General features: G+C 72.0%; 19 protein-coding genes. 7 read left to right on the top strand and 12 right to left on the bottom strand.

The features are described 5' to 3' along the window. The first annotated feature begins 118 nt into the window (after positions 1–118). Positions 119–1,144, top strand: a complete 1,026-nt coding sequence (locus tag ACZ4MU_RS04530; RefSeq protein ID WP_467870858.1) for an ATP-dependent 6-phosphofructokinase — start codon at positions 119–121, stop codon at positions 1,142–1,144. Positions 1,145–1,359: 215 nt separating this feature from the next. On the opposite strand, the gene ACZ4MU_RS04525 is transcribed toward ACZ4MU_RS04530, so the two are convergent. The 6 genes from ACZ4MU_RS04525 to ACZ4MU_RS04500 all read right to left on the bottom strand — a co-directional run bounded on the left by ACZ4MU_RS04525 (position 1,360) and on the right by ACZ4MU_RS04500 (position 7,785). After that, complete coding sequence (locus ACZ4MU_RS04525; protein ID WP_467872206.1) at positions 1,360–2,010, bottom strand: helix-turn-helix domain-containing protein; 651 nt, start codon at positions 2,008–2,010, stop codon at positions 1,360–1,362. A gap of 143 nt (positions 2,011–2,153) precedes the next feature. Then, entirely contained in the window at positions 2,154–3,017 is an 864-nt protein-coding gene (locus ACZ4MU_RS04520; protein ID WP_467870856.1) for a carbohydrate ABC transporter permease, read from the bottom strand. A gap of 2 nt (positions 3,018–3,019) precedes the next feature. After that, entirely contained in the window at positions 3,020–3,907 is an 888-nt protein-coding gene (locus ACZ4MU_RS04515; protein WP_467870853.1) for a carbohydrate ABC transporter permease, read from the bottom strand. Positions 3,908–4,020: 113 nt separating this feature from the next. After that, complete coding sequence (locus ACZ4MU_RS04510) at positions 4,021–5,376, bottom strand: extracellular solute-binding protein (protein WP_467870851.1); 1,356 nt, start codon at positions 5,374–5,376, stop codon at positions 4,021–4,023. A 115-nt stretch (positions 5,377–5,491) separates the two neighbouring features. Continuing rightward, positions 5,492–6,196, bottom strand: coding sequence for a response regulator (locus tag ACZ4MU_RS04505; protein WP_467870848.1), 705 nt, complete (start codon positions 6,194–6,196; stop codon positions 5,492–5,494). Further along, a complete protein-coding gene (locus ACZ4MU_RS04500; RefSeq protein ID WP_467870846.1) occupies positions 6,193–7,785 on the bottom strand; it encodes a sensor histidine kinase in 1,593 nt (530 codons plus the stop codon). Before ACZ4MU_RS04500 ends, ACZ4MU_RS04505 begins: the two co-directional genes overlap by 4 nt. A gap of 209 nt (positions 7,786–7,994) precedes the next feature. On the opposite strand from ACZ4MU_RS04500, the gene ACZ4MU_RS04495 reads away from it, so the two are divergent. After that, positions 7,995–9,425, top strand: coding sequence for a cation:dicarboxylate symporter family transporter (locus ACZ4MU_RS04495; RefSeq protein ID WP_467870844.1), 1,431 nt, complete (start codon positions 7,995–7,997; stop codon positions 9,423–9,425). A gap of 282 nt (positions 9,426–9,707) precedes the next feature. Further along, on the top strand, positions 9,708–10,055 hold the full coding sequence (locus tag ACZ4MU_RS04490) for a hypothetical protein (RefSeq protein WP_467870842.1): 348 nt from the start codon (positions 9,708–9,710) through the stop codon (positions 10,053–10,055). A gap of 34 nt (positions 10,056–10,089) precedes the next feature. Here the strand turns inward: ACZ4MU_RS04490 and ACZ4MU_RS04485 are convergent, their stop codons facing one another. After that, entirely contained in the window at positions 10,090–10,965 is an 876-nt protein-coding gene (locus ACZ4MU_RS04485) for an aldo/keto reductase (RefSeq protein WP_467870840.1), read from the bottom strand. 1 nt (position 10,966) lies between these two features. Next, a complete protein-coding gene (locus ACZ4MU_RS04480; protein ID WP_467870838.1) occupies positions 10,967–11,890 on the bottom strand; it encodes an NAD-dependent epimerase/dehydratase family protein in 924 nt (307 codons plus the stop codon). A 44-nt stretch (positions 11,891–11,934) separates the two neighbouring features. Between ACZ4MU_RS04480 and ACZ4MU_RS04475 the strand changes: the two genes are divergently transcribed. From ACZ4MU_RS04475 to ACZ4MU_RS04460, 4 genes are all read left to right on the top strand, one after another. Beyond that, the gene (locus tag ACZ4MU_RS04475) at positions 11,935–12,450 is read left to right on the top strand and encodes an Lrp/AsnC family transcriptional regulator (RefSeq protein ID WP_467870835.1); all 516 of its coding nucleotides are present in this window, start codon (positions 11,935–11,937) and stop codon (positions 12,448–12,450) included. A gap of 422 nt (positions 12,451–12,872) precedes the next feature. Further along, positions 12,873–13,304, top strand: coding sequence for a MerR family transcriptional regulator (locus tag ACZ4MU_RS04470; protein ID WP_467870833.1), 432 nt, complete (start codon positions 12,873–12,875; stop codon positions 13,302–13,304). Then, complete coding sequence (gene trxA / locus ACZ4MU_RS04465; RefSeq protein WP_467870830.1) at positions 13,301–13,636, top strand: thioredoxin; 336 nt, start codon at positions 13,301–13,303, stop codon at positions 13,634–13,636. The genes ACZ4MU_RS04470 and trxA overlap by 4 nt, the downstream gene beginning before the upstream one ends. Before the next feature lie 165 nt (positions 13,637–13,801). Continuing rightward, positions 13,802–16,066, top strand: coding sequence for a HelD family protein (locus ACZ4MU_RS04460; RefSeq protein WP_467870828.1), 2,265 nt, complete (start codon positions 13,802–13,804; stop codon positions 16,064–16,066). Here the strand turns inward: ACZ4MU_RS04460 and glgB are convergent. From glgB to ACZ4MU_RS04440, 4 genes are all read right to left on the bottom strand, one after another. Beyond that, the gene (glgB, locus tag ACZ4MU_RS04455) at positions 16,023–18,470 is read right to left on the bottom strand and encodes a 1,4-alpha-glucan branching enzyme (protein ID WP_467870827.1); all 2,448 of its coding nucleotides are present in this window, start codon (positions 18,468–18,470) and stop codon (positions 16,023–16,025) included. The genes ACZ4MU_RS04460 and glgB overlap by 44 nt on opposite strands. Before the next feature lie 37 nt (positions 18,471–18,507). Next, complete coding sequence (locus ACZ4MU_RS04450; protein WP_467870824.1) at positions 18,508–19,845, bottom strand: maltokinase N-terminal cap-like domain-containing protein; 1,338 nt, start codon at positions 19,843–19,845, stop codon at positions 18,508–18,510. A 201-nt stretch (positions 19,846–20,046) separates the two neighbouring features. Beyond that, complete coding sequence (gene treS / locus ACZ4MU_RS04445; RefSeq protein ID WP_467870822.1) at positions 20,047–21,756, bottom strand: maltose alpha-D-glucosyltransferase; 1,710 nt, start codon at positions 21,754–21,756, stop codon at positions 20,047–20,049. Then, the gene (locus tag ACZ4MU_RS04440; RefSeq protein ID WP_467870820.1) at positions 21,753–23,750 is read right to left on the bottom strand and encodes an alpha-1,4-glucan--maltose-1-phosphate maltosyltransferase; all 1,998 of its coding nucleotides are present in this window, start codon (positions 23,748–23,750) and stop codon (positions 21,753–21,755) included. Before ACZ4MU_RS04440 ends, treS begins: the two co-directional genes overlap by 4 nt. Between the last annotated feature and the right edge of the window lie 100 nt (positions 23,751–23,850).

Genomic DNA, 23,850 nt, shown 5'->3' with positions numbered 1-23,850 from the left:
CGGGGGTACGGCCGCGCCGGGCGGGCGGGGCCCGTGAGGTGCGTGTGACAATCGGTTCGTCGGCCCGGTTCCTCGCGGCCGACGGGCACGGCACCACAGAGCAGGAGACTGAGTCACGATGCGCATCGGAGTCCTCACCGCGGGCGGCGACTGCCCCGGCCTGAACGCAGTGATCCGGTCGGTCGTGCACCGCGCCCTGACCGGCCACGGCGACGAGGTCATCGGCTTCGAGGACGGGTTCAAGGGCCTGCTCGACGGCCACTTCCGCCCCCTCGACCTGGACTCCGTCAGCGGCATCCTGGCGCGCGGCGGCACCATCCTCGGTTCGGCCCGCCTGGAGCGCGCCCGGCTGCGCGAGGCCGCCGAGAACTGTGCGGAGCTGGCCCGCCGGTACGGCATCGACGCGCTCATCCCGATCGGCGGCGAGGGCACGCTGACGGCGGCCCGGATGCTCTCCGACGCCGGGATGCCGGTCGTCGGCGTGCCGAAGACCATCGACAACGACATCTCCTCGACCGACCGCACCTTCGGCTTCGACACGGCCGTCATGGTCGCGACCGAGGCGATCGACCGGCTGAAGACCACCGCCGAGTCGCACCAGCGCGTGATGGTCGTCGAGGTCATGGGGCGCCACGCGGGGTGGATCGCGCTGGAGTCCGGTATGGCGGGCGGCGCCCACGGCATCTGCCTGCCCGAGCGGCCCTTCGAGGTCGACGACCTGGTCAAGATGGTCGAGGAGCGGTTCGCGCGCGGCAAGAAGTTCGCGGTGATCTGCGTCGCGGAGGGTGCGCATCCCGCGGAGGGGGCCATGCCGTACGAGAAGGGCGCGATCGACCAGTACGGGCACGAGCGGTTCGCCGGGATCGGCAACCGGCTGGCCATCGAGCTGGAGCGGCGCCTGGGCAAGGAGGCGCGGCCGGTGATCCTCGGGCACGTCCAGCGGGGCGGGGTGCCGACCGCGTACGACCGGGTGCTGGCGACGCGGTTCGGATGGCATGCGGTGGAGGCGGTGCACCGGGGGGACTTCGGGAACATGACGGCGTTGCGGGGGACGGATGTGGTGATGGCGCCTTTGGCGTCTGCGGTGACGGAGTTGAAGACGGTGCCGGTGGGGCGGATGTTTGAGGCGGAGTCGGTGTTCTGAGGGTTTTCCCGGGCCCCCGGGCCCCCGCAATGGGCTGCGCCCCGGGGGCGTTTTCGTCTGCGGACCGTGGTGGGTTGCTCGCGCAGTTCCCCGCGCCCCTGAAGGGGCCCGCCGCCCCCAGAATGCTCGGCTCAGCCACAGGCATTTAGGGGCGCGGGGAACTGCGCGGGCAACCCATCTCTCAGCCGCAGACGAAGGCCGGGCACATCGGGGCGCTACCCCTGGGCCAGGGCCCAGAAGTGGTCCACTATGCGGTCCAGGAACTCCCGCCCCGCATCCCCCGCCGTCGGCTCCGCCGCAGCCCCGCTCGTTCCCCAGCTCATCGTCGACACCATGCGGCCCTGGTAGTCCGTGTGCAGTTGTTCCAGGATGTCCTGGAGGTGGTGGCGGGGGAGGGGGAGGAGTTTGGCCGCGGGACGGACGTAGGCCTGCCAGCGGGTGGTCACCGCGCTGCGCAGGAGCTCCGCGAGGTCCTCGTGCTGGCCCGTCGCCGTGACGTACTCCCGCAGCGACAGGTTCAGCACCCGCGTCAGCGCCTCCGACTGCCGCTCGTTGCCGCGCCAGCGGCCCGACTCCTCCATCCGGAGGTACGCCCCGACGTCGAGCCCCACCCGCCGGGCCAGGTCCTCGGGGCTGAGGCCGCGGGCCATGCGGTGCTCGCGGAGCGTGGCCGCCGCGGCCATCAGATCGCCCGGGGAGCACCACAGCACCCCCGCCAGCGCGGTCAGCTCACGCGAGTCGGGGGTGGCGAAGCCGCGTTCCCAGGAGGAGACGGTCTCGGGGGAGACCCGCAGCCCGTACTGGGCGTACAGACCGTAGGAGACGTGGCCGGGCGCCATACCCAGCGCCTCGCGCAGTCGGCGCATGGCGGGGGCGTTGAACGGGGGGGTGGGGTGCACGCGCACACCGTAGGTGCACAGGGTGACGGCTGACCACGGTGTGTTCACCCAAATCTGTCAGTCCGTAGGAAGGTACGGCTCCACTTATCGGATGCGTCACGACCCGCCCGTCACCCCTTGACCGCCCCGCCCAGCGCGAAACCGCCGCCCAGGCGTCGCGCGATCACCACGTAGAGGAGGAGCACCGGGGTCGAATAGAGGATCGAGAACGCGGCCAGTTCGCCGTAGACCACCGAGCCGTAGTTGCCGAAGAAGGTGAAGATCGAGACGGAGGCGGGGAGGCGGTCCGGGGAGAGCAGGAGCATGAAGGGGACGAAGAAGTTTCCCCACAGCATGATGAAGGTGTAGATCGTCACCACCGTCACGCCCGGCCCCATCAGCGGCAGGATCACGCGCCACAGCGTCTGCGGCATCGACGCGCCGTCCGTCCACGCCGCCTCCTCCAGGACCCGGGGCACCCCGTCCATGAAGTTCTTCATCAGCCAGATGGCGAAGGGGAGTTGCGCGGTCGCCAGGAACAGGGCCGTGCCGTACACCGTGTCGATCAGGTCCACCCGCACGAATAGTCCGTACACCGGGACCATCACCGCCGTGATCGGCAGACACGTGGTGAACAGGACCGTCAGGAGGTACGGACGGGTCAGGCGCGAGCGGTAGCGCGAGAGCGGATAGGCGGCGAGCACCGCGCACACCACCGTCAGGACGGTCGCGCCCCCGCACAGCACCAGGCTGTTGAGCATGGGCGTGAAGGTGACCTCGTCCGTCCAGACGGCGGAGAAGTTCTCCAGCGTCGGGGAGCCCGGCACCCGCACCCGCAGGTCCGCGTCCGCGTCCAGCGAGGAGAGCACCAGCCACAGCAGCGGCAGTGCGAACGCCGCCGCGACCGCCAGCAGCGCCGCGTCGGCGGCCAGCCGCTCCCGGGCCCGGCGACGGGGGACGTGTCGGGGCGCGGGCCGGCTCGCGCGTCGGGGCACGCTCACACCTCCACGCGCATCAGCCGCAGGTACACCACCGAGAACAGGGCTCCCACCAGGAGCAGCAGCAGCGCCACGGCCGTCCCGTAACCGATCAGGCTCTTCACGAACGCCTGGTCGTACATGAACACCGGGAGCGTCTGACTGCGCCGGCCCGGGCCGCCCCGGGTCATCGCCCAGATCAGTCCGAACACGGAGAGGGTCTGAAGGGTGTTGAGCATCAGGTTGGTGCCGATGGAGCGGCGGATCATCGGCAGGGTGATGTGCCAGAGCCGGCGCGGCCCGCTCGCGCCGTCCACCTCGGCCGCCTCGGTGATCTCCTGCGGGATCTCGGAGAGCGCGGCCGAGTAGATCAGCATGGAGAAGGCGGTGCCGCGCCAGACGTTGGCGAAGGAGACGGCCAGGATGGGCAGGCCGTAGAGCCAGTTCTGGGTGGGGAGGTGGAGCCAGGCGAGGAGCGCGTTGAGGGTGCCCTCGCGGCGGAAGAAGGCGTACAGCAGGAACGCGGCGACGATCTCCGGCAGCACCCAGGCCGCGATCACCAGCGTCCCCGTCAGGGTGCGCACCGGCCGGGAGGCCCGCCGCATCAGGGCGGCGAGCGCGAGGCCGAGGGTGTTCTGCCCGGCGATCGCGGAGACCACGGTGAACACCAGCGTCAGCCACACGGCGTTGCGGAAGCCCGGGTCGGCGAACGCCCGCCGGAAGTTGGCGAACCCGACGAAGCCGGTTCCGGAGGAGCCGGTCAGCTGCATGTCGGTGAAGGCGATGTAGACGCAGTAGCCGATGGGTCCGGCGAGGAAGAGGAGCAGGAGGAGGGTGGCGGGGGCGAGCGGGAGCCAGCGCAGCGCTGCCGCGCGGCCCGTGCGTCTCCCCGAACCCCCACCGCGCACCCGGCCCGCCCTCGCGGGTCCTGCGCGGCTCGCCCGATCCGTGCCCGCGTCCTCTGCGCGGCCCGCCCTTCCCGCGCCCGCATCCCCCGCGCCGCGCCCCCGCCCCACCCCCCTCACCGCTTCGTCACCGCGCCGCCGGTGATCGTGGCCAGTTGTTCGTCGTATGCCCTCGCCGCCTCCGCCGTGGCGGAGTCACCCGTCGTCACCGCCTCCATCGCCTCGCCGATCGCCGTCGACACCCGCGGGTAGACGGGGAGCGCCGGACGGTAGTGGGTGTACTTGACCAGGCCGGTGAAGAAGGAGATGCCGGGGGTCGAGCGCAGATACGCCGGGTCGGCCGCCACGTCGTCGCGGACCGCGATCTGCGCGTCCGCCACGGCCCACTTCACCGCGTTCGCGGGCGTCTGCATCTGCTGGAGGAACTCCCAGGCCAGTGACGGGTTCTTGGCCTTGCGCGGGATCGCCCAGGTCCAGCCGCCGGACAGAGAGACCCGGCCGGGCGCCTGCCCGTCCTTGGTGGGCATCGCGGCCTGTCCCAGCACGCTCGACCACTGCGGCCAGTCGCGGGTGCCCTTGCCGCTCCAGAACTGGCCCAGCCACGAGCCGTCCAGCGCGATCGCGAGCTTGCCCTCGGGCATCCACTCGGTGGCGACGCGGGTGTTCACGTTCGGGTCGAGCGCGTCGGAGACAGGGGGGCCGAGCTTCTCCCCGTACACCGTACGGACGAAGTCGAGCGCGTCCTTGAAGCCCTGGGAGCCGGTGACCCACTTCTTGGCGGCGGGGTCGTAGAGGGGGTTGTCTCCGGTGCCGTACAGCAGCATCTCGAAGCCCTGCATCACCGCGGCCTCGCCGACCGCCTTGCCGGTCAGGACGTTGAGCGGGATGACGCCGGGGACCTTCTTCTTGATCGTGCGGGCGGCGCCGAGGATGTCCGTCCAGTTCCGGGGCTGCCAGTCCTCGGGCAGCCCCGCCTTCGCGAACAGCCGCTTGTTGAACCACAGGCCCCGGGTGTCGGTGCCGTCCGGAACGCCGTACGTCCTGCCGTCCTCGGCCCTGGCGGCCGTCTTCGCCGTGGGGACGAAGCGGCTCCAGGCGTCCCAGGAGGCCAGCCGGTCGTCGAGGGGGCTCAGATAGCCGGCCTTGATGTCGGAGTTGATGCGGAAGGTGTCCTCGTAGACCAGGTCCGGCGCGGTCTTGCCCGAGCGCATCATCTGCTGGGCCTTGGTGGCGTAGTCGTTGTCCGGGGCCTGGACGGGGACGAGCTTGACCCTCTTGCCGGGGTGGTCCTTCTCGAACTGCCGCTTGACCGCCTCCAGGAAGTCGTCCTTGAAGCGCACGGTGTGGTCGGTGGAACGGTTGTAGACGACCTTGACGGTGTCCGCACCGCCGCCGGAGCCACCACAGGCGGTGAGCGAACCGGCGGCGAGCGCGGTGGCGAGGACCAGGGGGGCTAGGGCGGTGGAGCGCACGGCACGACCTCCTCGGGCCACGAGTGGCTGCCCGGTGAACGTAAAGCCGCCCCGGTCCATGGTCAATGGGGCCCGTCGGCTGCCGCGATCGCCTGACGGTTCGTCAAGTGGCGTGTCAGCGGCGGGAGTCGACCCATCGGTACTGGAGTTCCGGGCGCCCGATCTGGCCGTACTGCGGGGTCCGCTCGGCGCGGCCGGTGGTGACCAGGTGCTCCAGGTAGCGCCGTGCGGTGATGCGCGAGATGCCGACCGCCTCGGCGGCCTCCGACGCGGTGACCCCGCTCGCCGAGGACCGCAGGGTGCGGGTCACCGCCTGGAGCGTGGGCGCGCTCAGCCCCTTCGGCAGGGCCGCGGGCTGCGGGACGCGCAGGGTGGACAGGGCCCGGTCGACCTCCTCCTGCCCGCTGGCCTCCCCGGCGGTCGCGCGGAACTCGGCGTACCGGACCAGCCGGTCGCGCAGGGTGGCGAAGGTGAAGGGCTTCAGGACGTACTGCACCACCCCCAGCGAGACCCCCTCGCGCACCATCGTCAGATCGCGCGCCGAGGTCACCGCGATGACGTCCGCGCCGTGCCCGGCGGCCCGCAGCGAGCGCACCAGCTGGAGGCCGTGCCCGTCCGGCAGATAGAGGTCGAGCAGCAGCAGGTCGACCTCGACGCGGTCCAGCACCCGCAGCGCCTCGGCCCGTGAGTGCGCGGCCCCGGCCACCGCGAAGCCCGGCACCCGGCCGACGTACAGCCGGTGCGCGTCGGCGGCGACCGGGTCGTCCTCGACGACCAGCACTCTGATGGGCTCGCCGGTGGGCCCCTGGGTGGCGCTCACGCCGGCACCGCCTCCCGGCGCAGCGGCAGCCGTACGGTGAACTCCGCGCCCCCGTACGGCCCCTCGGCCAGCGCCACGCTTCCGCCGTGCCGGGCCACCGTCATCCGCACCAGCGCCAGACCGATGCCGCGCCCCGGGCTCTTGGTGGACCAGCCGCGCTCGAAGACCGCGTCCGCGGCGGCCGGGTCGACCCCGTGGCCGCTGTCCGCGACCCGGACGACCAGCTCCTCTTCCTCGGTGGCGAGGGTGACCGCGACCCGGGCGCCCGTACTGCCCCGGGCCGCCTCGACCGCGTTGTCCACCAGGTTGCCCAGGACCGTGACCAGGTCGCGGGAGGGCAGGGTGGGCGGCAGCAGCCCGTCCTCGATGGCGCTGCCCTCGGTGAGCGCCAGCGCCACGCCGTGCTCATGGGCCTGGGCCGCCTTGCCGAGCAGCAGCGCGGCGATCACCGGCTCGCCCACGGCCGTGACCACCTGGTCGGTGAGGGCCTGGGCCAGCTCCAGCTCCGCCGTGGCGAACTCCACGGCCTCCTCGACGCGGCCCAGCTCGATCAGTGAGACCACCGCGTGCAGCCGGTTCGCCGCCTCGTGCGCCTGTGCCCGCAGCGCCTGGGTGAACCCGCGCTCGGAGTCCAGCTCGCCGGAGAGCGCCTGGAGTTCGGTGTGGTCGCGCAGGGTCACCACGGTGCCCCGGCGGCCGCCGCTGGAGACCGGCCGGGTGTTGACCACCACGATCCGGTCGGCCGTCATATGGACCTCGTCCGCCCTCGGCTCGCTCGCGAGCAGGGCCCCGGCGAGCGGCGCGGGCAGCCCCAGCTCGGCCACCGAGCGGCCCACCGCGTCCTCGCCGAGCCCGAGCAGCTCCCGGCCGCCGTCGTTGACGAGCGCGATCCTGCGCTGCCCGTCCAGCATCAGCAGCCCCTCGCGCACCGCGTGCAGCGCGGCCTGGTGGTAGTCGTGCATCCGGCTCAGCTCGGCCGCGTTCATGCCGTGGGTGTGCCGCCGCAGCCGCGCGTTGATCACATAGGTGCCGAGCCCGCCGAACGCCAGCACCCCGGAGGCGACCACCAGCAGCGCCGCCATCTGCTCGCGCACCTGCGCGCTGATCGTGTCGACGGTGATGCCCGCGCTGACCAGGGCGGTGATCCGGCCGTGGTCGCGGACCGGGGCGACGACCCGCACGGACGGCCCGAGCACGCCCATGTGCGTTTCGCTGAAGGTCTCGCCGCGCAGCGCGGGCCGGATGTCGCCGAGGTACTTGCGGCCGATCTCGCCCGGCACCGGATGCGTCCAGCGGGTCCCGTCCGGGGCCAGGACCACCACGAAGTCGACCCCGGCGGTGTGCCGCAGGGTCTCGGTGTACGGCTGGAGGGCCGCCGTCGGATCCTTCGAGCGGACCGCCTCGGCCACCGCGGGCGAGGTGGCCACGGCGGTCGCGATCGCGGTGGTCTGGCGCCGGGCGGTCTCCTCGGCCTGGGTCCGGTCGTGGACGTACGAATACAGCGCGCAGCCCGCCACGATCGCCGCGACCAGCACCACCTGCATGGCGAAGAGCTGGCCCGCGAGGCTGCGGGGTCGGGGTATGCGCATGCCGGACAGTGTGCACCCGCGCGCGTCACGGTGAGGACAAGCCGTGTGAACGAAATGCACGCAAGGGTGACCGGCGTCACAGCGTGGGCGATAGTCGCGGAGATCCGTCGAGCCGTCGAGCCGTCGAGCCGTCGAGCCATCGGGCCGTCGAGCCATCGGGACACAGACACACGTACGCGGGACGCGTACGTGAAGCAGGAGGAGACCCCGTGACCCCAGCAGCCGCCCGCCGGGACCGCCCCCAAGACCTCAAGGGCCGGGGAGGCACCCGCACGCACTATCTGTATCCCGCGGTGATAGCCGCGGTGCTCATCGGCATCACTGTCGGCTTCGCCGCCCCCGGGGTGGCCGTCGAGCTCAAGCCGATCGGCACCGGCTTCGTGAACCTGATCAAGATGATGATCTCGCCGATCATCTTCTGCTCGATCGTGCTCGGCGTGGGATCGGTGCGCAAGGCCGCCAAGGTCGGCGTGGTCGGCGGCCTCGCGCTCGGCTACTTCCTGGTGATGTCGACCGTGGCGCTCGCCATCGGCCTGGTCGTCGGCAACGTCCTGGAGCCCGGCTCGGGCCTGCACATCACCGAGGCGACCAGGCACGCGGGCGCCAAGCAGGCGGCCGGCACCGGCGAGTCGACCGCCGACTTCCTGCTCGGGATCATCCCGAAGACGATGGTCTCGGCCTTCACCGAGGGCCAGGTCCTGCAAACCCTGCTGATCGCCCTGCTCGTGGGCTTCGCGCTCCAGGCGATGGGCGCGGCGGGCGAACCCGTGCTGCGCGGGATCGGCCACATCCAGAAGCTGGTCTTCCGCGTCCTGTCGATGGTGATGTGGGCGGCGCCGCTCGGCGCGTTCGGCGCCATCGCGGCGGTGGTCGGCGAGACCGGCACGGACGCGCTGAAGTCGCTGGCCGTCATCATGGTCGGCTTCTACCTCACCTGCGCCCTCTTCGTCTTCGTCGTCCTCGGTACGCTGCTGCGTCTGCTGGCCGGGGTGAACATCTTCCGGCTGCTGAAGTACCTGGGCCGCGAGTTCCTGCTGATCCTCTCCACCTCCTCCTCCGAGACGGCGCTGCCCCGGCTGATCGCCAAGATGGAGCACCTGGGCGTGAGCCGGGCGGTGGCGGGCATCACCGTGCCCACCGGCTACTCGTTCAACCTGGACGGCACCGCGATCTACCTGACGATGTCCTCGCTCTTCATCGCCAACGCGATGGGCGACCCGCTCAGCGCCGGACAGCAGATCTCCCTGCTCCTGTTCATGATCGTCGCCTCCAAGGGGGCGGCCGGGGTCACCGGTGCGGGCCTGGCCACCCTGGCCGGCGGCCTCCAGTCGCACCGCCCCGAACTGGTCGACGGCGTCGGCCTGATCGTCGGCATCGACCGTTTCATGAGCGAGGCACGGGCGCTGACCAACTTCGCGGGCAACGCGGTCGCCACGGTCCTGGTGGGCACCTGGACCAAGGAGATCGACACGGTACGGGCGGAGGAGGTCCTCGCCGGGCGCGTCCCGTTCGACGAGACGACCTTCGAGGTGGACGACGCCCACGGCCCGGCGGACCCGCCGCGCGAGCGGGAGGTCGTGCTCACCAAGGAAACCGCTGCCCGGCCCCGGCCCGAGCCGAAGGAACCCGCCACCCCCTGAGCGCGTGGGGACAGGGGCCCACCATCGTGCGGGGCGTCCGTCCGGAAGCGGTGACATCGTCCCGGTGGCGCCCGCGGCGTGGAAGGTCGGCGACAGCCAGGACGCGGCGCGCGGGCTCTTCGACGAGGACTGGACGTCCCGCGCCCTGACATCCTGCTCACCAAGCGCCTGTTCGCTCTGCGGGAGGGCGGGCAGCCTCTGAGGCGGAGAGGCACAGCGCGTCGCTGAGGGAAGTCGAGGCGACGGCGGGCCTCGCCTGGGGACGACGTGAAGGGAACCCGGATGATCAAGAAGTTCACAACGGTACTGGCCCTGCTCCTGGGCACCGCCCTGGTGGCGCCGGCGGCGGCCGAGGCCGCGCCGAGCGCGGTGGTGCGGACGGTCGCGGCGCAGCCCGCGTCCGACGCGCTGGCACCGGCCGCGGCGCCGGCGGCGGCGACCGCGCACCAGGCGGCCGGTGACGCCTCGCACGTGACGCTCGCCAAGCCCAAGAAGAAGAAAAAGAAGAAGGGCTTCTTCAAGAAGCTGGGCATCTTCCTGCTGGTGATCTTCCTGCTCTTCCTGGCGCTGATCGTCCTGGTGATCTGGATGATCGTCCGCAAGATCCGCAACCGGCGAACGCGGCACTGACGCGGAGGCGGCGGCGGACGGGGGGCGGGGCGGCTCAGGGCAGCAGCGCCCGCTCCTCCTCGCCGAGGACCAGATCGGCGGCGGCCGCCGAGTCCCGTACGGACTCGGGCCGGCTGCCGCCCGGGATCGGCAGCACATGCGGCCCCAGCGACAGCAGCCAGGCGAGCGCGACGCGCTGCGGGCTGACCCCGCGCTCGCGGGCCACCCGGTGGAAGCCGTCGAACGCGGGGTCCGCGGCCACGGCCGAGGACCCGTCGAGGGAGCTGCGCGAGATGCCGCCGAGCGGACTCCACGGCAGGAACGCCAGCCCCAGCTCCGCGGTGAGCCGCAGCTCGGGCTCGGCGTCGCGGACGGCGGGGGAGTAGCGGTTCTGCACGGACACCAGCCGCTCCCCGAGGATCTCGCGGGCGAGCCGGATCTGTCCGGCGTCGGCGTTGGAGATCCCGGCGAGCCGGACCGTACCGTCGTCGAGCAGGTCGCGCAGCGCGCCGAGGGAGTCCGCGTACGGGACGGCCGGGTCCGGCTTGTGCAGCTGGTAGAGGCCGATCGCCTCGGTGCCGAGCCTTCGCAGTGACTCCTTCGCGGCGCGCTTGAGGTGCTCCGGCCGCCCGTCGACGCTCCAGTCCCCGTCGTCGGTCCGCCCGCGCCCGCCCTTGGTGGCGACGAGGACGTGGTCGGTGGGGGCGCCGTAGGAGGCGAGGGCGCGGGCCAGGAGCAGTTCGTTGTGACCCGGTTCGCCGCCGGGGGCGTAGTACGAGTCGGCGGTGTCGAGCAGGGTGATGCCCGCGTCGAGCGCGGTGTGGACGGTGGCGAGGGCACGGGCCTCGTCGGGGCGCCCTTCGATGGAGAGCGGCATGGCGCCGTATCCGATGGCGCCGACTTCGAGCCGGCCGAGTGCGCGATGCAGCATGTCAGTTCTCCTTCCCGGCGGCCGAGAGCGTCTGTGCGATGGCGTCCGCGAGCCACTCCCCGGTGTGCGAGAAGGTGAAGCCGAGCTGTTGGGCGCGGGTGGTGTCCATGCCGTACGAGCGCCGGAAGGCGAACGGCGAGACCTCCCCGACCTCCACGGTCCGGTAGCGCGCGGGCCCGCCGCCGATCGCGGTCACGAGGGCGTCGGTGGTGAGCGGGCCGTGCGAGGCGGCGTTGACGGGTCCGGTGAAGTCCGCTCCGGCGGCCCAGAAGAGGAAGTCGGCGATCTCGTCGACGTTGATGTAGGTGGCCGGGTGGTTGGGCGCGGGGACGGCGATGGGCTCGCCCGCGCGCAGCCGGTCGGCGTAGTGGGTGACGCGTCCGGTGAAGTCGTCGGCGCCGCCGAGGACATGGGCGACGCGGACGCAGACGTACGGGAAGTCGGGCGCGGCGGCGAGCACGGCCTCGGCCTGGCGCTTGCCCTCGCCGTAGTGGGAGTCGAGGAACTCCGGGTCCTCCCACGGCAGTTCGAGATCGACGTCGACGAGACGCGGATCGACGGCGTTCTCCGCGACCGGCGTGGCCGAGTCCTCGTACTCGTACACCTCCACGGTCGAGGTCATCACATACCGGCGGGTGCGGTGGGCGAAGACGCGGCGGGCGATGGCGGCCTGGCGCGGGGTGTAGCAGACCTGGTCGAGGACGACGTCGAACGTCCGCTCCCCGAGGGCGGCTTCGAGGGCGGCCTCGTCGTCGCGGTCGGCGACGAGGTGGACGACGCCGGGCGGGGGTGGGGAGGAGCCCCGGTTCAGTACGGTGACGTGGTCACCGGCGGTGACGAGGCGCTCGATGAGGCGCTTGCCGAAGTAGCGGTTGCCGCCGATGACGAGCACGTGGCGGGCGGTGCCCGCGGTGGGGGATGTCATGCACACAGTGTTACGTTGACGCCCTGGCGACTGAAGGGGGAATCGTGGGAGAACTGGCTGCCGCACCGAAGGAACCACGGAGTTCGAGGGCGTCGGCCCACGATTCCTCACCGGCCTTCGACCAGGTGGACCGCCGGCTCCTCGAACTGGTCCAGGCGGAGGGCCGGATCAAGCTGAGCGAGCTGGGCCGCAGGGTGCGGCTGAGCCCCGCGGCGGTCACGGAACGCCTGCGGCGGCTGGAGGGGGCCGGGGTGATCACGGGGTACGGGGCGCGGGTCGACCCGGCCCGGCTGGGCTACGGCATTCAGGCGTTCATCCGGGTCAACCCGCACGGCGGCTACACCCTGAAGCACCCCAGGACGCTGGAGCTGATGGAGCGCCAGGAGATACGGGAGGTGCACCACGTGGTGGGTGAGGACTGCTGGATCATCAAGGTCGCGGTCGCGGACACGGGGCACCTGGAGGAGGTGCTGGAGGAGGTGTCGGCGCTGGGCCGGACGACGACGTCGATCGTGCTGTCTTCCCCGGTGGGGGGGAAGGGGTTGTTGCCTCGGGGCTGAGGTGTGCGCCCGGTCTTTGTCTGCGGCCCGGTGGTGGGTCGCCCGCGCAGTTCCCCGCGCCCCTTCGGGGCCCGGTGGTCGTCTGCGGGGCGGTGGGTGGTTGCTCGCGCCGTTCCTCGCGCCCCTTCGGGGGCCGGTGGTCGTCTGCGGGTTGTCTGTGGCTGAGCGCGCAGTTCCCCGCGCCCCTGACTACCCAGGGGCGCGGGGAACTGCGCGAGCAACCCGGCACGGTCCGCAGACGAAAGAAGGGGTTTGGGGCGCAGCCCCGTAGTGGGGTGCGGGCCCCGCCAGGGCGGAGCCCCTTGCGGGGGCGGGGGCGTGGCCCCCGGGAGAGACCCACCCCCACCCCCGGAGGGTTGAGGGAACGGGCGGGGTGGGGGCATCCTTGCCTTGACCCCGGCGTCAAGGATTACCGTCACCCCATGCGAATCGGCGAACTGGCCGCACGCGCCGGCACCACCACCCGCGCGCTGCGCTACTACGAATCGCGCGGCCTCCTCACCGCGCGCCGGTCGGAGAACGGGTACCGGTCGTACGACGAGGACGACTTGCGGCTGCTGCGGCAGATAAGGACCCTTCAGGACTTCGGGTTCGAGCTGGAGGAGACCCGGCCCTTCGTGGAGTGCCTGCGGGCGGGCCACGAGTCCGGCGACACCTGCCCCGCCTCGCTCGCCGTGTACCGGCGCAAGCTGGCCGAGCTCGACGGGCTCATCGGGCAGCTCCGGTCCGTACGCGACCAGGTCGGCTCCCAGCTGGCGAGGGCGGAGGCAGCCCGCGCCGAGCTGGAGGCCGGTTCGCCCGCGCCCGGGGCCCCCGGGTGCGAACTGACGGGTGTGACGGAGGGGTTGGTATGACAGTGCAGGCAGCGGGCGTGGACGTGGTGACGGACGCGACCTTCGAGCAGGAGGTGCTGGCGGCGGATCTGCCGGTGCTCGTGGAGTTCACCGCCGAGTGGTGCGGCCCGTGCCGCCAGCTCGCGCCGGTGCTGAGCCAGATCGCCTTCGAGGAGGGCGACCGGCTCAAGGTGGTGCAGCTGGACGTGGACAAGGACCCGGAGACGACCGTGAAGTACGGCGTGCTGTCGATGCCGACGCTGATGGTCTTCCGCGCGGGCGAGCCCGTGAAGTCGATGGTGGGCGCCCGCCCCAAGCGCCGTCTGATGCAGGAGCTCGAAGACGTCCTGTAGGGGCCCGGTCCCCAGGCCGGAGAAAGTGCCCCGAGAAACAAAAAGCCCCGGTCCGATATTGCGGCCGGGGTTTTTCTCTGCGTATATTGGGTTCTTCGTGTGCCTCCTGAGGAGAAACACACGTAAAGCCCTCACGAAAAGCACTGTATCGCGTCAGGAGCGGAATTGTCAACCGAGGAAATTCGGAAAGAACAGCAATTCATCGACGGCCTCTACGCGCGCCTCGAAGCCCTGCGCGCCCAGGCCGAGGACTCGGTGCGGCGCGCCCTGGCGCAGGCCGGGACCGGGCTCCAGGCGCGGCTGGAGCGCGATGTGCTGGTGGCCGAGCAGTCCGGGTTGCTCAGCGCGCTCGACGGCGGTGAGAACGGGCTCTGTTTCGGCCGGCTCGACTTCTCCGACGGCCGCTCCCACCACATCGGCCGCATCGGAATCCGCCGCGACGACACCGAACGCACACCGCTGGTGATCGACTGGCGGGCCGAAGTGGCGCGCCCGTTCTACCTCGCGACCGGACACACCCCGATGGGGCTGCGCCGCCGTAGGCACCTGAGCACCCAGGGGCGCACGGTCACCGCGCTCCACGACGAGATCCTCGACCTCACCGACGCGGCCCGCACCGGGCACGAGGGCGCGGACGCCGACGCCGTGCTGCTCGCGGCGCTGGACGCGGCCCGCACCGGCCGGATGCACGACATCGTGCGGACCATCCAGGCCGAGCAGGACCGGATCATCCGGGCCCCGCAGCGCGGCGTGCTCGTCGTCGAGGGCGGGCCCGGCACCGGCAAGACGGCGGTCGCCCTGCACCGGGCGGCCTATCTGCTCTACGCGTACCGCGAGCAGCTGGCCCGGCGCGCCGTGCTGATCGTCGGCCCCAACCCCGCGTTCCTCGGCTACATCGGTGAGGTGCTGCCCGCGCTCGGCGAGACCGGGGTGCTGCTCGCCACCGTGGGCGAGCTCTTCCCGGGAGTGCGCGCGGAGGGCACCGACACCCCGGCCGCCGCCGAGGTCAAGGGCCGCGCCGAGATGGCCGGGGTCCTCGCCCGGGCCGTGCGCGACCGGCAGACCGTGCCGCACACCGCCGCCGAGATCGAGCACGAGGGATACGGGACGCTCAGCCTGGACCGGGCCATGGCCGAGGACGCCCGCTGGCGGGCCCGCGAGTCCGGGCTGCCGCACAACCTGGCCCGCCCGTACTTCGCCTTCCACATCATCGACGCGCTCACCGCGCAGCTCGCCGAGCGGATCGGCGCCGACCCGCTCGGCGGCGAGAACCTGCTCGGCCCCGACGACCTCGCCCAGCTCGGCAAGGAGATCGCCACCAGCCACGAGGTCCACGCCGCCATCGACACGTTCTGGCCCGCGCTCACCCCCGAGCGGTTCGTCGCGGACTTCCTGGCCGACCCCGTCCACCTGGACCGGGACGACGCCGAGCTGATCCGCCGCGAGGGCGGCGCCTGGACGGCGGCCGACGTGCCGCTGCTCGACGAGGCCGCCGAACTCCTCGGCGAGGACGACTCCGCGGCCCGCGCCGCCGCCGAGGCCGCCCGCCAGGACCGGATCGCGTACGCGCAGGGCGTCCTCGACCTCTCCGCGGGCTCGGAGAGCTTCGAGTTCGAGGACGAGGAGTCCGAGGTGCTCGCCGCGCACGACATCATCGACGCCGAGCGGTTCGCCGACCGCCACGAGGAGGCCGACCACCGCAGCGCCGCCGAACGAGCCGCCGCCGACCGCACCTGGGCCTTCGGCCACATCATCGTGGACGAGGCGCAGGAGCTGTCCGCGATGGCCTGGCGGCTGCTGATGCGCCGCTGCCCGACCCGCTCGCTCACCCTGGTCGGGGACCCCGCCCAGACCGCCGAGGCGGCGGGCGTCGGCTCCTGGCAGCGGATCCTCCAGCCGTACGTGGAGGACCGCTGGGAGCATGTGCGCCTGGGGGTCAACTACCGTACGCCCGCCGAGATCATGGAGGTGGCGGCGCGGGTCTGCCGCGCGGTGGACCCCTCCTTCGAGCCGCCGAGTTCGGTGCGGGCCACGGGCGTGCGGCCCTGGGCGCGCCGGGCGGCCCCGCACGCGCTGGCCGGAGCCGTCGCGGAGGCGGTTGAGCGGGAGACGCCCCATGCGGGGCGCCTCGCCGTGATCGCGCCCCGCACCCTGCACCCGGCCCTGCGCGCCGCGCTCCCGGACGTCCCGCCGGGCGAGCCCGATCTGACCCGCCCGGTGGTCCTGCTCGACCCGCGTCAGGCCAAGGGCCTGGAGTTCGACACGGTCCTGGTGGTGGAGCCCGCCGCGTACGGGGTCAGCGACCTGTACGTGGCGCTGACCCGGGCCACCCAGCGGCTCGGCGTGCTGCACGGCGAGCCGCTGCCCCCGGCGCTGGCGGACGCGCTCACGCCGGCCGCAGCCACACCGTCGCCAGCGGCGGCAGGGTGAGCTGGATGCTGACCGGCCGGCCGTGGCTGGGCACCGAGTCCGGCTTGAGGGGGTCCTCGTTGCGGATGTCGCCGCCGCCGTAGCGCCCGGCGTCCGTGTTGAGGACCTCCGTCCAGGCGGAGACGGTGTCGGGGACGCCGAGCCGGTAGTCGTGGCGGACCACCGGCGAGAAGTGCGAGACGGCCAGCAGCGGGGCGCCGGAGGCGTCGTGGCGCAGGAAGGCGAAGACGTTGTCCTCCGCCGCGTCACCCGCGACCCACGCGAAGCCGGCCGGGTCGGTGTCGCACTGCCACAGCGGGGGCGTGTCGCGGTAGACCGTGTTCAGGTCGCGGACCAGGTCCCGTACGCCCCGGTGGTCGGGCTCGGCCGAGTACGAGGGGTCGAGCAGCCACCAGTCGGGTCCTGTGGTCTCCGACCACTCCGCGCCCTGGGCGAACTCCTGCCCCATGAACAGGAGTTGCTTGCCCGGGTGTGCCCACATGAAGCCCAGATAGGCGCGGTGGGTGGCGCGCCGCTGCCACCAGTCGCCGGGCATCTTGGAGACCAGTGAGCCCTTGCCGTGGACGACCTCGTCGTGGGAGATCGGCAGGACGTAGTTCTCGCTGTACGCGTAGACCATCGAGAAGGTCATCTCGTGGTGGTGGTACTTGCGGTGGACCGGCTCGTGGGCCACGTAGTCCAGCGAGTCGTGCATCCAGCCCATGTTCCACTTCAGCCCGAAGCCGAGGCCGCCGAAGCCGCCGGGTCCCACATGGTGGGTGGCGCGGGTGACGCCGTCCCATGCCGTGGACTCCTCGGCGATGGTGATCACACCCGGGCAGCGGCGGTAGACGGTGGCGTTCATCTCCTGGAGGAAGGCCACCGCGTCCAGGTTCTCCCGGCCGCCGTGCTCGTTGGGCGACCACTGGCCCGCCTCGCGCGAGTAGTCCAGATAGAGCATCGAGGCGACCGCGTCCACCCGCAGCCCGTCGATGTGGAACTCCTCGCACCAGTAGGTGGCGTTGGCCACCAGGAAGTTGCGGACCTCCTTGCGGCCGTAGTCGAACTCCAGGGTGCCCCAGTCGGGGTGCTCGGAGCGGGAGGGGTCCTCGTGCTCGTAGAGCGTGCGCCCGTCGAAGTTGGCCAGCGCCCAGTCGTCCTTCGGGAAGTGCGCGGGCACCCAGTCGACGATCACCCCGATCCCGGCCCGGTGCAGCGCGTCCACCAGGAAGCGGAAGTCGTCCGGGGTGCCCATCCGGGCGGTGGGGGCGTAGAAACCGGTGACCTGGTAGCCCCAGGAGCCGCCGAAGGGGTGCTCGGCCACGGGAAGGAACTCCACATGGGTGAAGCCCAGGTCGCGTACGTACGCCGGGAGCTGCTCGGCCAGCTGGCGGTAGGTCAGCCGCGGCCGCCAGGACGGCAGGTGCACCTCGTAGACGGAGAGCGGGGACTCGTGGACCGGCCGGTCGCCGCGGGCCGCCATCCACAGGTCGTCCTGCCACACGTGGTGCGACTCGGTCACGATGGAGGCGGTCGCGGGCGGCACCTCGGTGCGCCGGGCCATCGGGTCGGCCCGCAGGGTGTGCGAGCCGTCGGGCCGGGTGATGTCGAACTTGTAGAGCGCGCCCTCACCGACGCCGGGCAGGAACAGCTCCCACACACCGGTGGAGCCGAGCGAGCGCATCGGGTACGCGGTGCCGTCCCAATAGCAGAAGTCGCCGGTGACGCGGACGCCGAGGGCGTTGGGGGCCCAGACGGTGAACCGGGTGCCCGCCACGCCCTGGTGGACCATCGGGCGGGCCCCCAGCGCCGTCCACAGCTCCTCGTGGCGGCCCTCGCCGATGAGGTGCAGATCGAGCTCGCCGAGCGCGGGCAGGAAGCGGTACGGGTCCTCGGCCGCCACCTCGTTGTCGTCGTAGGTGACGAGCAGCGAGTACACGGGGACCTCCCGCAGCGGCAGCACCCCGGCGAAGAGGCCGTCGCCCTCGTCGCGGAGCTCGCTGCGGACCCCCTCGGCCAGGACGGTCACGGCCTGCGCGTACGGGCGCAGCACCCGGAAGGCGACCCCGCCGCGCACCCGGTGGGCGCCCAGCAGTCCGTGCGGGTCGTGGTGTGCCCCGGCGAGCAGCCGGGCGCGGTCCTCGGCGGCGAGCGGCCGTACGGCCGGGACGCCCTGGCCCCCGCCGCGCTTCGCCTTCGGCGGCGCGTCGGCCTTCACCGTCTTCGGCGTCGCGGTCTTCGCCGCCTTCACCGTCTTCGGCTCCGGCGGCGCGTCGGCCGTCGACGGCTTCGCCGTCTTCGCCTTCGGCGGGGCGTCCGCGGCCGGCGTCTTCGGCGTATTCGCTGTCTTGGGTGTCTTGGGTGTCTTGGCTGGGGTGGCGCGGCCGGACCGGGCGGGGTCGGTTTTCTTCGGGCGGGCGGTCACGGGTACGGCCTCCTCGGGGGTGGAGCGGGGTCGGGGGTCAGTCCTGGGCCAGTCGGCGGACCGCCGCCATCGGGACGGCGAGCCAGTCGGGGCGGTGGCGGGCCTCGTACAGCACCTCGTACACCGCCTTGTCGGTCTCGTACGCGCGCAGCAGCTCGGGTTCGTCGCGCGGGTCGGTGCCGGCCGCCGCCGCGTAGCCCGAGCAGAACGCGTCCCGGCAGGCCTCGGCCCACTCGGGGCGCCAGGGCTGCTGGGTGCGGGCGGCGTAGTCGAAGGAGCGCAGCATTCCGGCCACGTCCCGGACCGGTGGCTGCGGGCGGCGGCGCTCGGCCAGCGGGCGGGCGGGCTCGCCCTCGAAGTCGATGACCGCCCACTCGCCGTCACCGGTCCGCAGGGTCTGCCCCAGGTGCAGATCGCCGTGGACGCGCTGGGCGGGCCGGGGCCCGGACACCCGCGTCACCGCGTCGAACGCGGCGCGCAGCCCCGGCACGTGCGGCAGCAGCGCCGGGACCGCCTGCGCCGCCGCCTCCAGGCGCTCGCGCATCGCGGTGGCGAGCAGCTCGGTCTGGGCGCGGCCGAGGGTGACCACCGGCAGCGCGTCGGCGAGCGCGGTGTGGACCTCGGCGGTGGCCCGGCCCAGCGCTTGGGCCTCCCGGGTGAAGTCGCGCCCGTCGGCGAGCGCGCGCAGCGCCAGCTGCCAGCCGTCCCGGGAGTCGCGCAGATAGGGCTGGAGCACGGCGAGCGTGGCGTCCTCGGGCCGGTCGGTCTGGATCCAGGCGGCCGGCGCGGGCACCCGGGCGCACCCGCGCCGGGCCAGGACCAGCGGAAGCTCCAGGTCCGGGTTGATCCCGAAGTGGATACGACGGAATACCTTGAGGATGAACGTATCTCCGTACACCAGCGAGGAGTTGGACTGCTCGGCGGCGAGGAGGCGGGGGGTGAGACCGGCCGGGACGGGGAGCTCCGCGTCGCAGCCGAAGCGCAGCGGGCCGAGCCGGCCCGGGGTGCGCAGCCGTTCCAGGAGCAGCGCGGCGACCTGCGGGTCCTGGAGGGCGTCGTAGACGGTCAGACCGGTCAGCGGCCCGTCGGTGGCATGGCCGACGAGCGCGGGCGCGAGCGGCGGCGGCAGCACCTCCCGTACGCCGAGCAGCAGCTGGTAGACGTCCGGCGGCTCGGGGGCGGTGCCGGGTTGCTCGGCCCGGACGAGCAGATGCAGACAGCCGGGCAGCAGCTCGGTGACCGAAACCAGCTGGAAGCCGGTGACCGGGCGGCCCTTCCCGGCGAACCACCGCTGTCTGGGGAGCCATTCGTGCAGCAGGGGCGCCAGTGAGGGCAGCAGCGCGACAGGAGTCAGGGTGGGTGCGGCCTTGGGCATGGCAGCGCGTCCTTTCCCCGGGCTCACAGCAGGATGTGCGCAGAGTGTCCCGGATTGCGGCATTGGCTGTCCGGCGGCGCGCGGAGCCTCCGGTGTGCCACTGAAAGCGGTCCGGAGCGTTGCTGAGGAGAGTGCCCCGGGCGGGCCGGAGGAAACCGGCCCGTCCGGGCCCGCCCGGAAGCACTCCTCAGCCGGGCGGGCTCAGCCGATCACGACGCTGTCCTTGCGCAGCCGGAACCAGTAGAAGCCGTGCCCCGCGAGGGTGAGCAGATAGGGCCACTGGCCGATGGCCGGGAAGCGCACCCCGCCGATCAGCTCCACCGGATGGCACCCGGCGAAGGCCCGCAGATCGAGTTCGGTGGGCTGGGCGAACCGCGAGAAGTTGTTCACGCACAGCACCAGGTCGTCGTTGTGCTCCCGCAGGAACGCCAGGACCGCCGGATTGGAGGAGGGCAGTTCGGTGTACGAACCGAGGCCGAAAGCGGGGTTCTGCTTGCGGATCTCGATCATCCGGCGGGTCCAGTGCAGCAGCGACGAGGGCGAGGCCATCGCCGCCTCGACATTGGTGACCTGGTAGCCGTAGACGGGGTCCATGATCGTCGGGAGGAAGAGGCGGCCCGGGTCGCAGGAGGAGAAGCCCGCGTTGCGGTCGGGCGTCCACTGCATGGGGGTGCGTACCGCGTCCCGGTCGCCCAGCCAGATGTTGTCGCCCATGCCGATCTCGTCCCCGTAGTAGAGGATGGGTGAGCCGGGCAGGGAGAGCAGCAGGGCCGTGAACAGCTCGATCTGGTTGCGGTCGTTGTCCAGCAGGGACGCGAGCCGGCGCCGGATGCCGATGTTGGCGCGCATCCGGGGGTCCTTGGCGTACTCCGCGTACATGTAGTCGCGCTCTTCGTCCGTCACCATTTCGAGGGTCAGCTCGTCGTGGTTGCGCAGGAAGATGCCCCACTGGCAGGTCTTGGGGATGGCCGGGGTCTTGGCGAGCACCTCGGAGACCGGGTAGCGGCTCTCGCGGCGCACGGCCATGAAGATGCGCGGCATCACGGGGAAGTGGAACGCCATGTGGCACTCGTCGCCGCCCGCCGCGTAGTCGCCGAAGTAGTCGACGACGTCCTCGGGCCACTGGTTGGCCTCGGCCAGCAGCACGGTGTCGGGGTAGCTCGCGTCGATCTCCGCGCGCACCCGCTTGAGGAACTGGTGGGTGGCGGGCAGGTTCTCGCAGTTGGTGCCCTCCTCCTGGTAGAGGTAGGGGACGGCGTCGAGGCGGAAGCCGTCGATGCCCAGGTCCAGCCAGAACCGCAGCGCGGCCAGGATCTCGTCCTGGACGGCCGGGTTCTCGTAGTTGAGGTCGGGCTGGTGGGAGAAGAAGCGGTGCCAGTAGTACTGCTTGCGGACGGGGTCGAAGGTCCAGTTGGAGGTCTCGGTGTCGACGAAGATGATCCGGGCGTCCTGGTACTGCTTGTCGTTGTCGGCCCAGACGTAGTAGTCGCCGTACGGGCCCGCGGGGTCTTTCCGCGACTCCTGGAACCACGGGTGCTGGTCGCTGGTGTGGTTCATCACGAAGTCGATGATCACGCGCATGCCGCGCTGGTGGGCGGCGTCCACGAACTCCACGAAGTCGGCGAGGTCGCCGAACTCGGGGAGCACCGCGGTGTAGTCCGAGACGTCGTAACCGCCGTCCCGCAGCGGCGACTTGAAGAAGGGCGGCAGCCAGAGGCAGTCGACCCCCAGCCACTGCAGGTAGTCGAGCTTGGCGGTGATGCCCTTCAGATCCCCTACGCCGTCGCCGTTGCTGTCCTGGAAGGACCGCACGAGCACCTCGTAGAAGACGGCCCGCTTGAACCACTCGGGATCGCGGTCCTTGGCGGGAGTGTCCTCGAAGGTGTCGTGGACGGGCTCGTTGACGATCATGGTGTGGGTGACCCTCCGATCGGCGGGGACGGTCGCAGGACCAGGATGTGCGCGGGAACACGGCCCGGCTCCAGACGCACGTAGTTGGCCCTGCCCCAGTGGTAGGTCTCACCGGTGAGCTCGTCGCGCACCGGGACGGGCTCGTGCCATGCGAGGCCGAGCTCCGGCATGTCCAACGAGACCGTGGCCTCCTGGGTGTGGTGGGGGTCGAGGTTGGCGACCACCAGAACGGTGTTCGACCCCGAGCGCTTGCTGTACGCGAGCACCGCGTCGTTGTCGGTGTGGTGGAAGCGCAGGCCGCGCAGCTGCCGCAGCGCGGGATGGCGCCTGCGGATCCGGTTGAGCGTGGTCAGCAGCGGGGCCAGCGAGCGGCCCTCGCGCTCGGCCGCCTCCCAGTCGCGCGGCCGCAGCTCGTACTTCTCCGAGTTCAGGTACTCCTCGCTGCCGTCGTGCAGCGCGGTGTTCTCGCACAGCTCGTAGCCCGCGTACACCCCCCAGCTGGGCGAGAGCGTCGCGGCGAGCACCGCGCGCACCTCGAAGGCGGGGCGCCCGCCGTGCTGGAGGTAGGCGTGCAGGATGTCGGGGGTGTTCACGAAGAAGTTGGGCCGCATGTACGAGGCGGCCTCACCGGTCAGCTCCGTCAGGTACTCGGTCAGCTCCTGCTTGGTGTTGCGCCAGGTGAAGTACGTGTAGGACTGCTGGAAGCCGATACGGGCCAGCGTGTGCATCATCGCGGGCCGGGTGAACGCCTCGGCCAGGAAGACCACGTCCGGGTCGCTGCCGTTGACCTCCGCCAGCACCTGTTCCCAGAAGACCACCGGCTTGGTGTGCGGGTTGTCGACGCGGAAGATCCGCACCCCGTGGTCCATCCAGAACCGCAGGATCCGCACGGTCTCGGCGACCAGGCCCGGCATGTCCCGGTCGAAGGCGATGGGATAGATGTCCTGGTACTTCTTGGGAGGGTTCTCGGCGTACGCGATGGTGCCGTCGGCCCGGTGGTGGAACCACTCGGGGTGCTTGTCCACCCAGGGGTGGTCCGGTGAGCACTGGAGCGCGAAGTCGAGGGCGACCTCCATCCGCAGGTCGCGCGCCGTGCGCACGAAGTGGTCGAAGTCGTCGAGGGTGCCGAGGTCAGGGTGGACGGCGTCGTGGCCGCCGTCCGGCGACCCGATGGCCCAGGGCACGCCCACGTCACCGGGCGCGGCCGTGAGGCTGTTGTTGGGGCCCTTGCGGAAGGTGGTGCCGATGGGGTGCACGGGTGGCAGATAGACCACGTCGAAGCCCATCGCGGCGACGGCGGGCAGCCGCTCGGCGGCGGTCCGGAAGGTGCCGCTCACCGGGGGCTTCCCGGCCTCGACGACCGCGCCCTCGGAGCGCGGGAACAGCTCGTACCACGACCCGTACAGTGCCCGCTCGCGCTCGACAAGGAGCGGCAACGGCGCGCTGGCGCTGACCAGTTCGCGCAGCGGATAGCGGGCCAGGGCGGCGTCCGCCTCGGGGGTCAGGGCCGCGGCGAGCCGGTCGGGGGCCGGACGGCCCTCGTCGCGCAGCGCGTCCAGGGCGGCAAGGACCGCCTCGCGCCCCTTGGTCTTCGGCACCCCGCGCGCCGCCCGCTCGTACAGCGCGGCGCCCTCCGCCAGGACCAGCTCGGTGTCCAGGCCCGCGGGGATCTTGATCGAGGCGTGCCGGCGCCAGGTGGCCACCGGGTCGCTCCACGCCTCGACCGTATACGACCAGTGCCCTTCGGCCGTCGGAGTGACCTCGGCTCCCCAGCGGTCGGTGCCGGGTTCGAGTTCACGCATCGGCGTCCAGGGGCCGGAGCGCCCGCGGGGGTCGCGCAGGACCACATTGGCGGCGACCGCGTCGTGGCCTTCTCGGAAGACGGTGGCGGTGACCATGAAGGTCTCTCCCGCCACCGCCTTCGCCGGCCTTCTGCCGCAGTCGACGGCGGGGCGGACGTCCAGGACGGGGATACGGCCGATGGGCAGATTCACGGGCTCACCTGGTGGCTGGTGGGTACGGGGCGTGGCGGGGTCTGCTCTTTGTAACTGCTCCGTCGGCGTTTGACGGGCTGCGGGCATGGCCGCTCCTGTC

It is taken from the genome of Streptomyces sp. NPDC026377 (assembly GCF_055567715.1).
The sequence above is the reverse complement of the archived record's forward strand: the minus strand, read 5'-3'. Positions and strand labels throughout refer to the sequence as shown.

Coding starts and splice junctions, on each gene's coding strand:
- ACZ4MU_RS04530 (WP_467870858.1), top strand. CDS start 119: ATGCGCATCGGAGTCCTCACCGCGGGCGGCGACTGCCCCGGCCTGAAC.
- ACZ4MU_RS04525 (WP_467872206.1), bottom strand. CDS start 2,010: ATGCGCCGACTGCGCGAGGCGCTGGGTATGGCGCCCGGCCACGTCTCC.
- ACZ4MU_RS04500 (WP_467870846.1), bottom strand. CDS start 7,785: ATGCGCATACCCCGACCCCGCAGCCTCGCGGGCCAGCTCTTCGCCATG.
- ACZ4MU_RS04490 (WP_467870842.1), top strand. CDS start 9,708: ATGATCAAGAAGTTCACAACGGTACTGGCCCTGCTCCTGGGCACCGCC.
- ACZ4MU_RS04485 (WP_467870840.1), bottom strand. CDS start 10,965: ATGCTGCATCGCGCACTCGGCCGGCTCGAAGTCGGCGCCATCGGATAC.
- ACZ4MU_RS04480 (WP_467870838.1), bottom strand. CDS start 11,890: ATGACATCCCCCACCGCGGGCACCGCCCGCCACGTGCTCGTCATCGGC.
- ACZ4MU_RS04470 (WP_467870833.1), top strand. CDS start 12,873: ATGCGAATCGGCGAACTGGCCGCACGCGCCGGCACCACCACCCGCGCG.
- trxA (WP_467870830.1), top strand. CDS start 13,301: ATGACAGTGCAGGCAGCGGGCGTGGACGTGGTGACGGACGCGACCTTC.
- ACZ4MU_RS04450 (WP_467870824.1), bottom strand. CDS start 19,845: ATGCCCAAGGCCGCACCCACCCTGACTCCTGTCGCGCTGCTGCCCTCA.
- treS (WP_467870822.1), bottom strand. CDS start 21,756: ATGATCGTCAACGAGCCCGTCCACGACACCTTCGAGGACACTCCCGCC.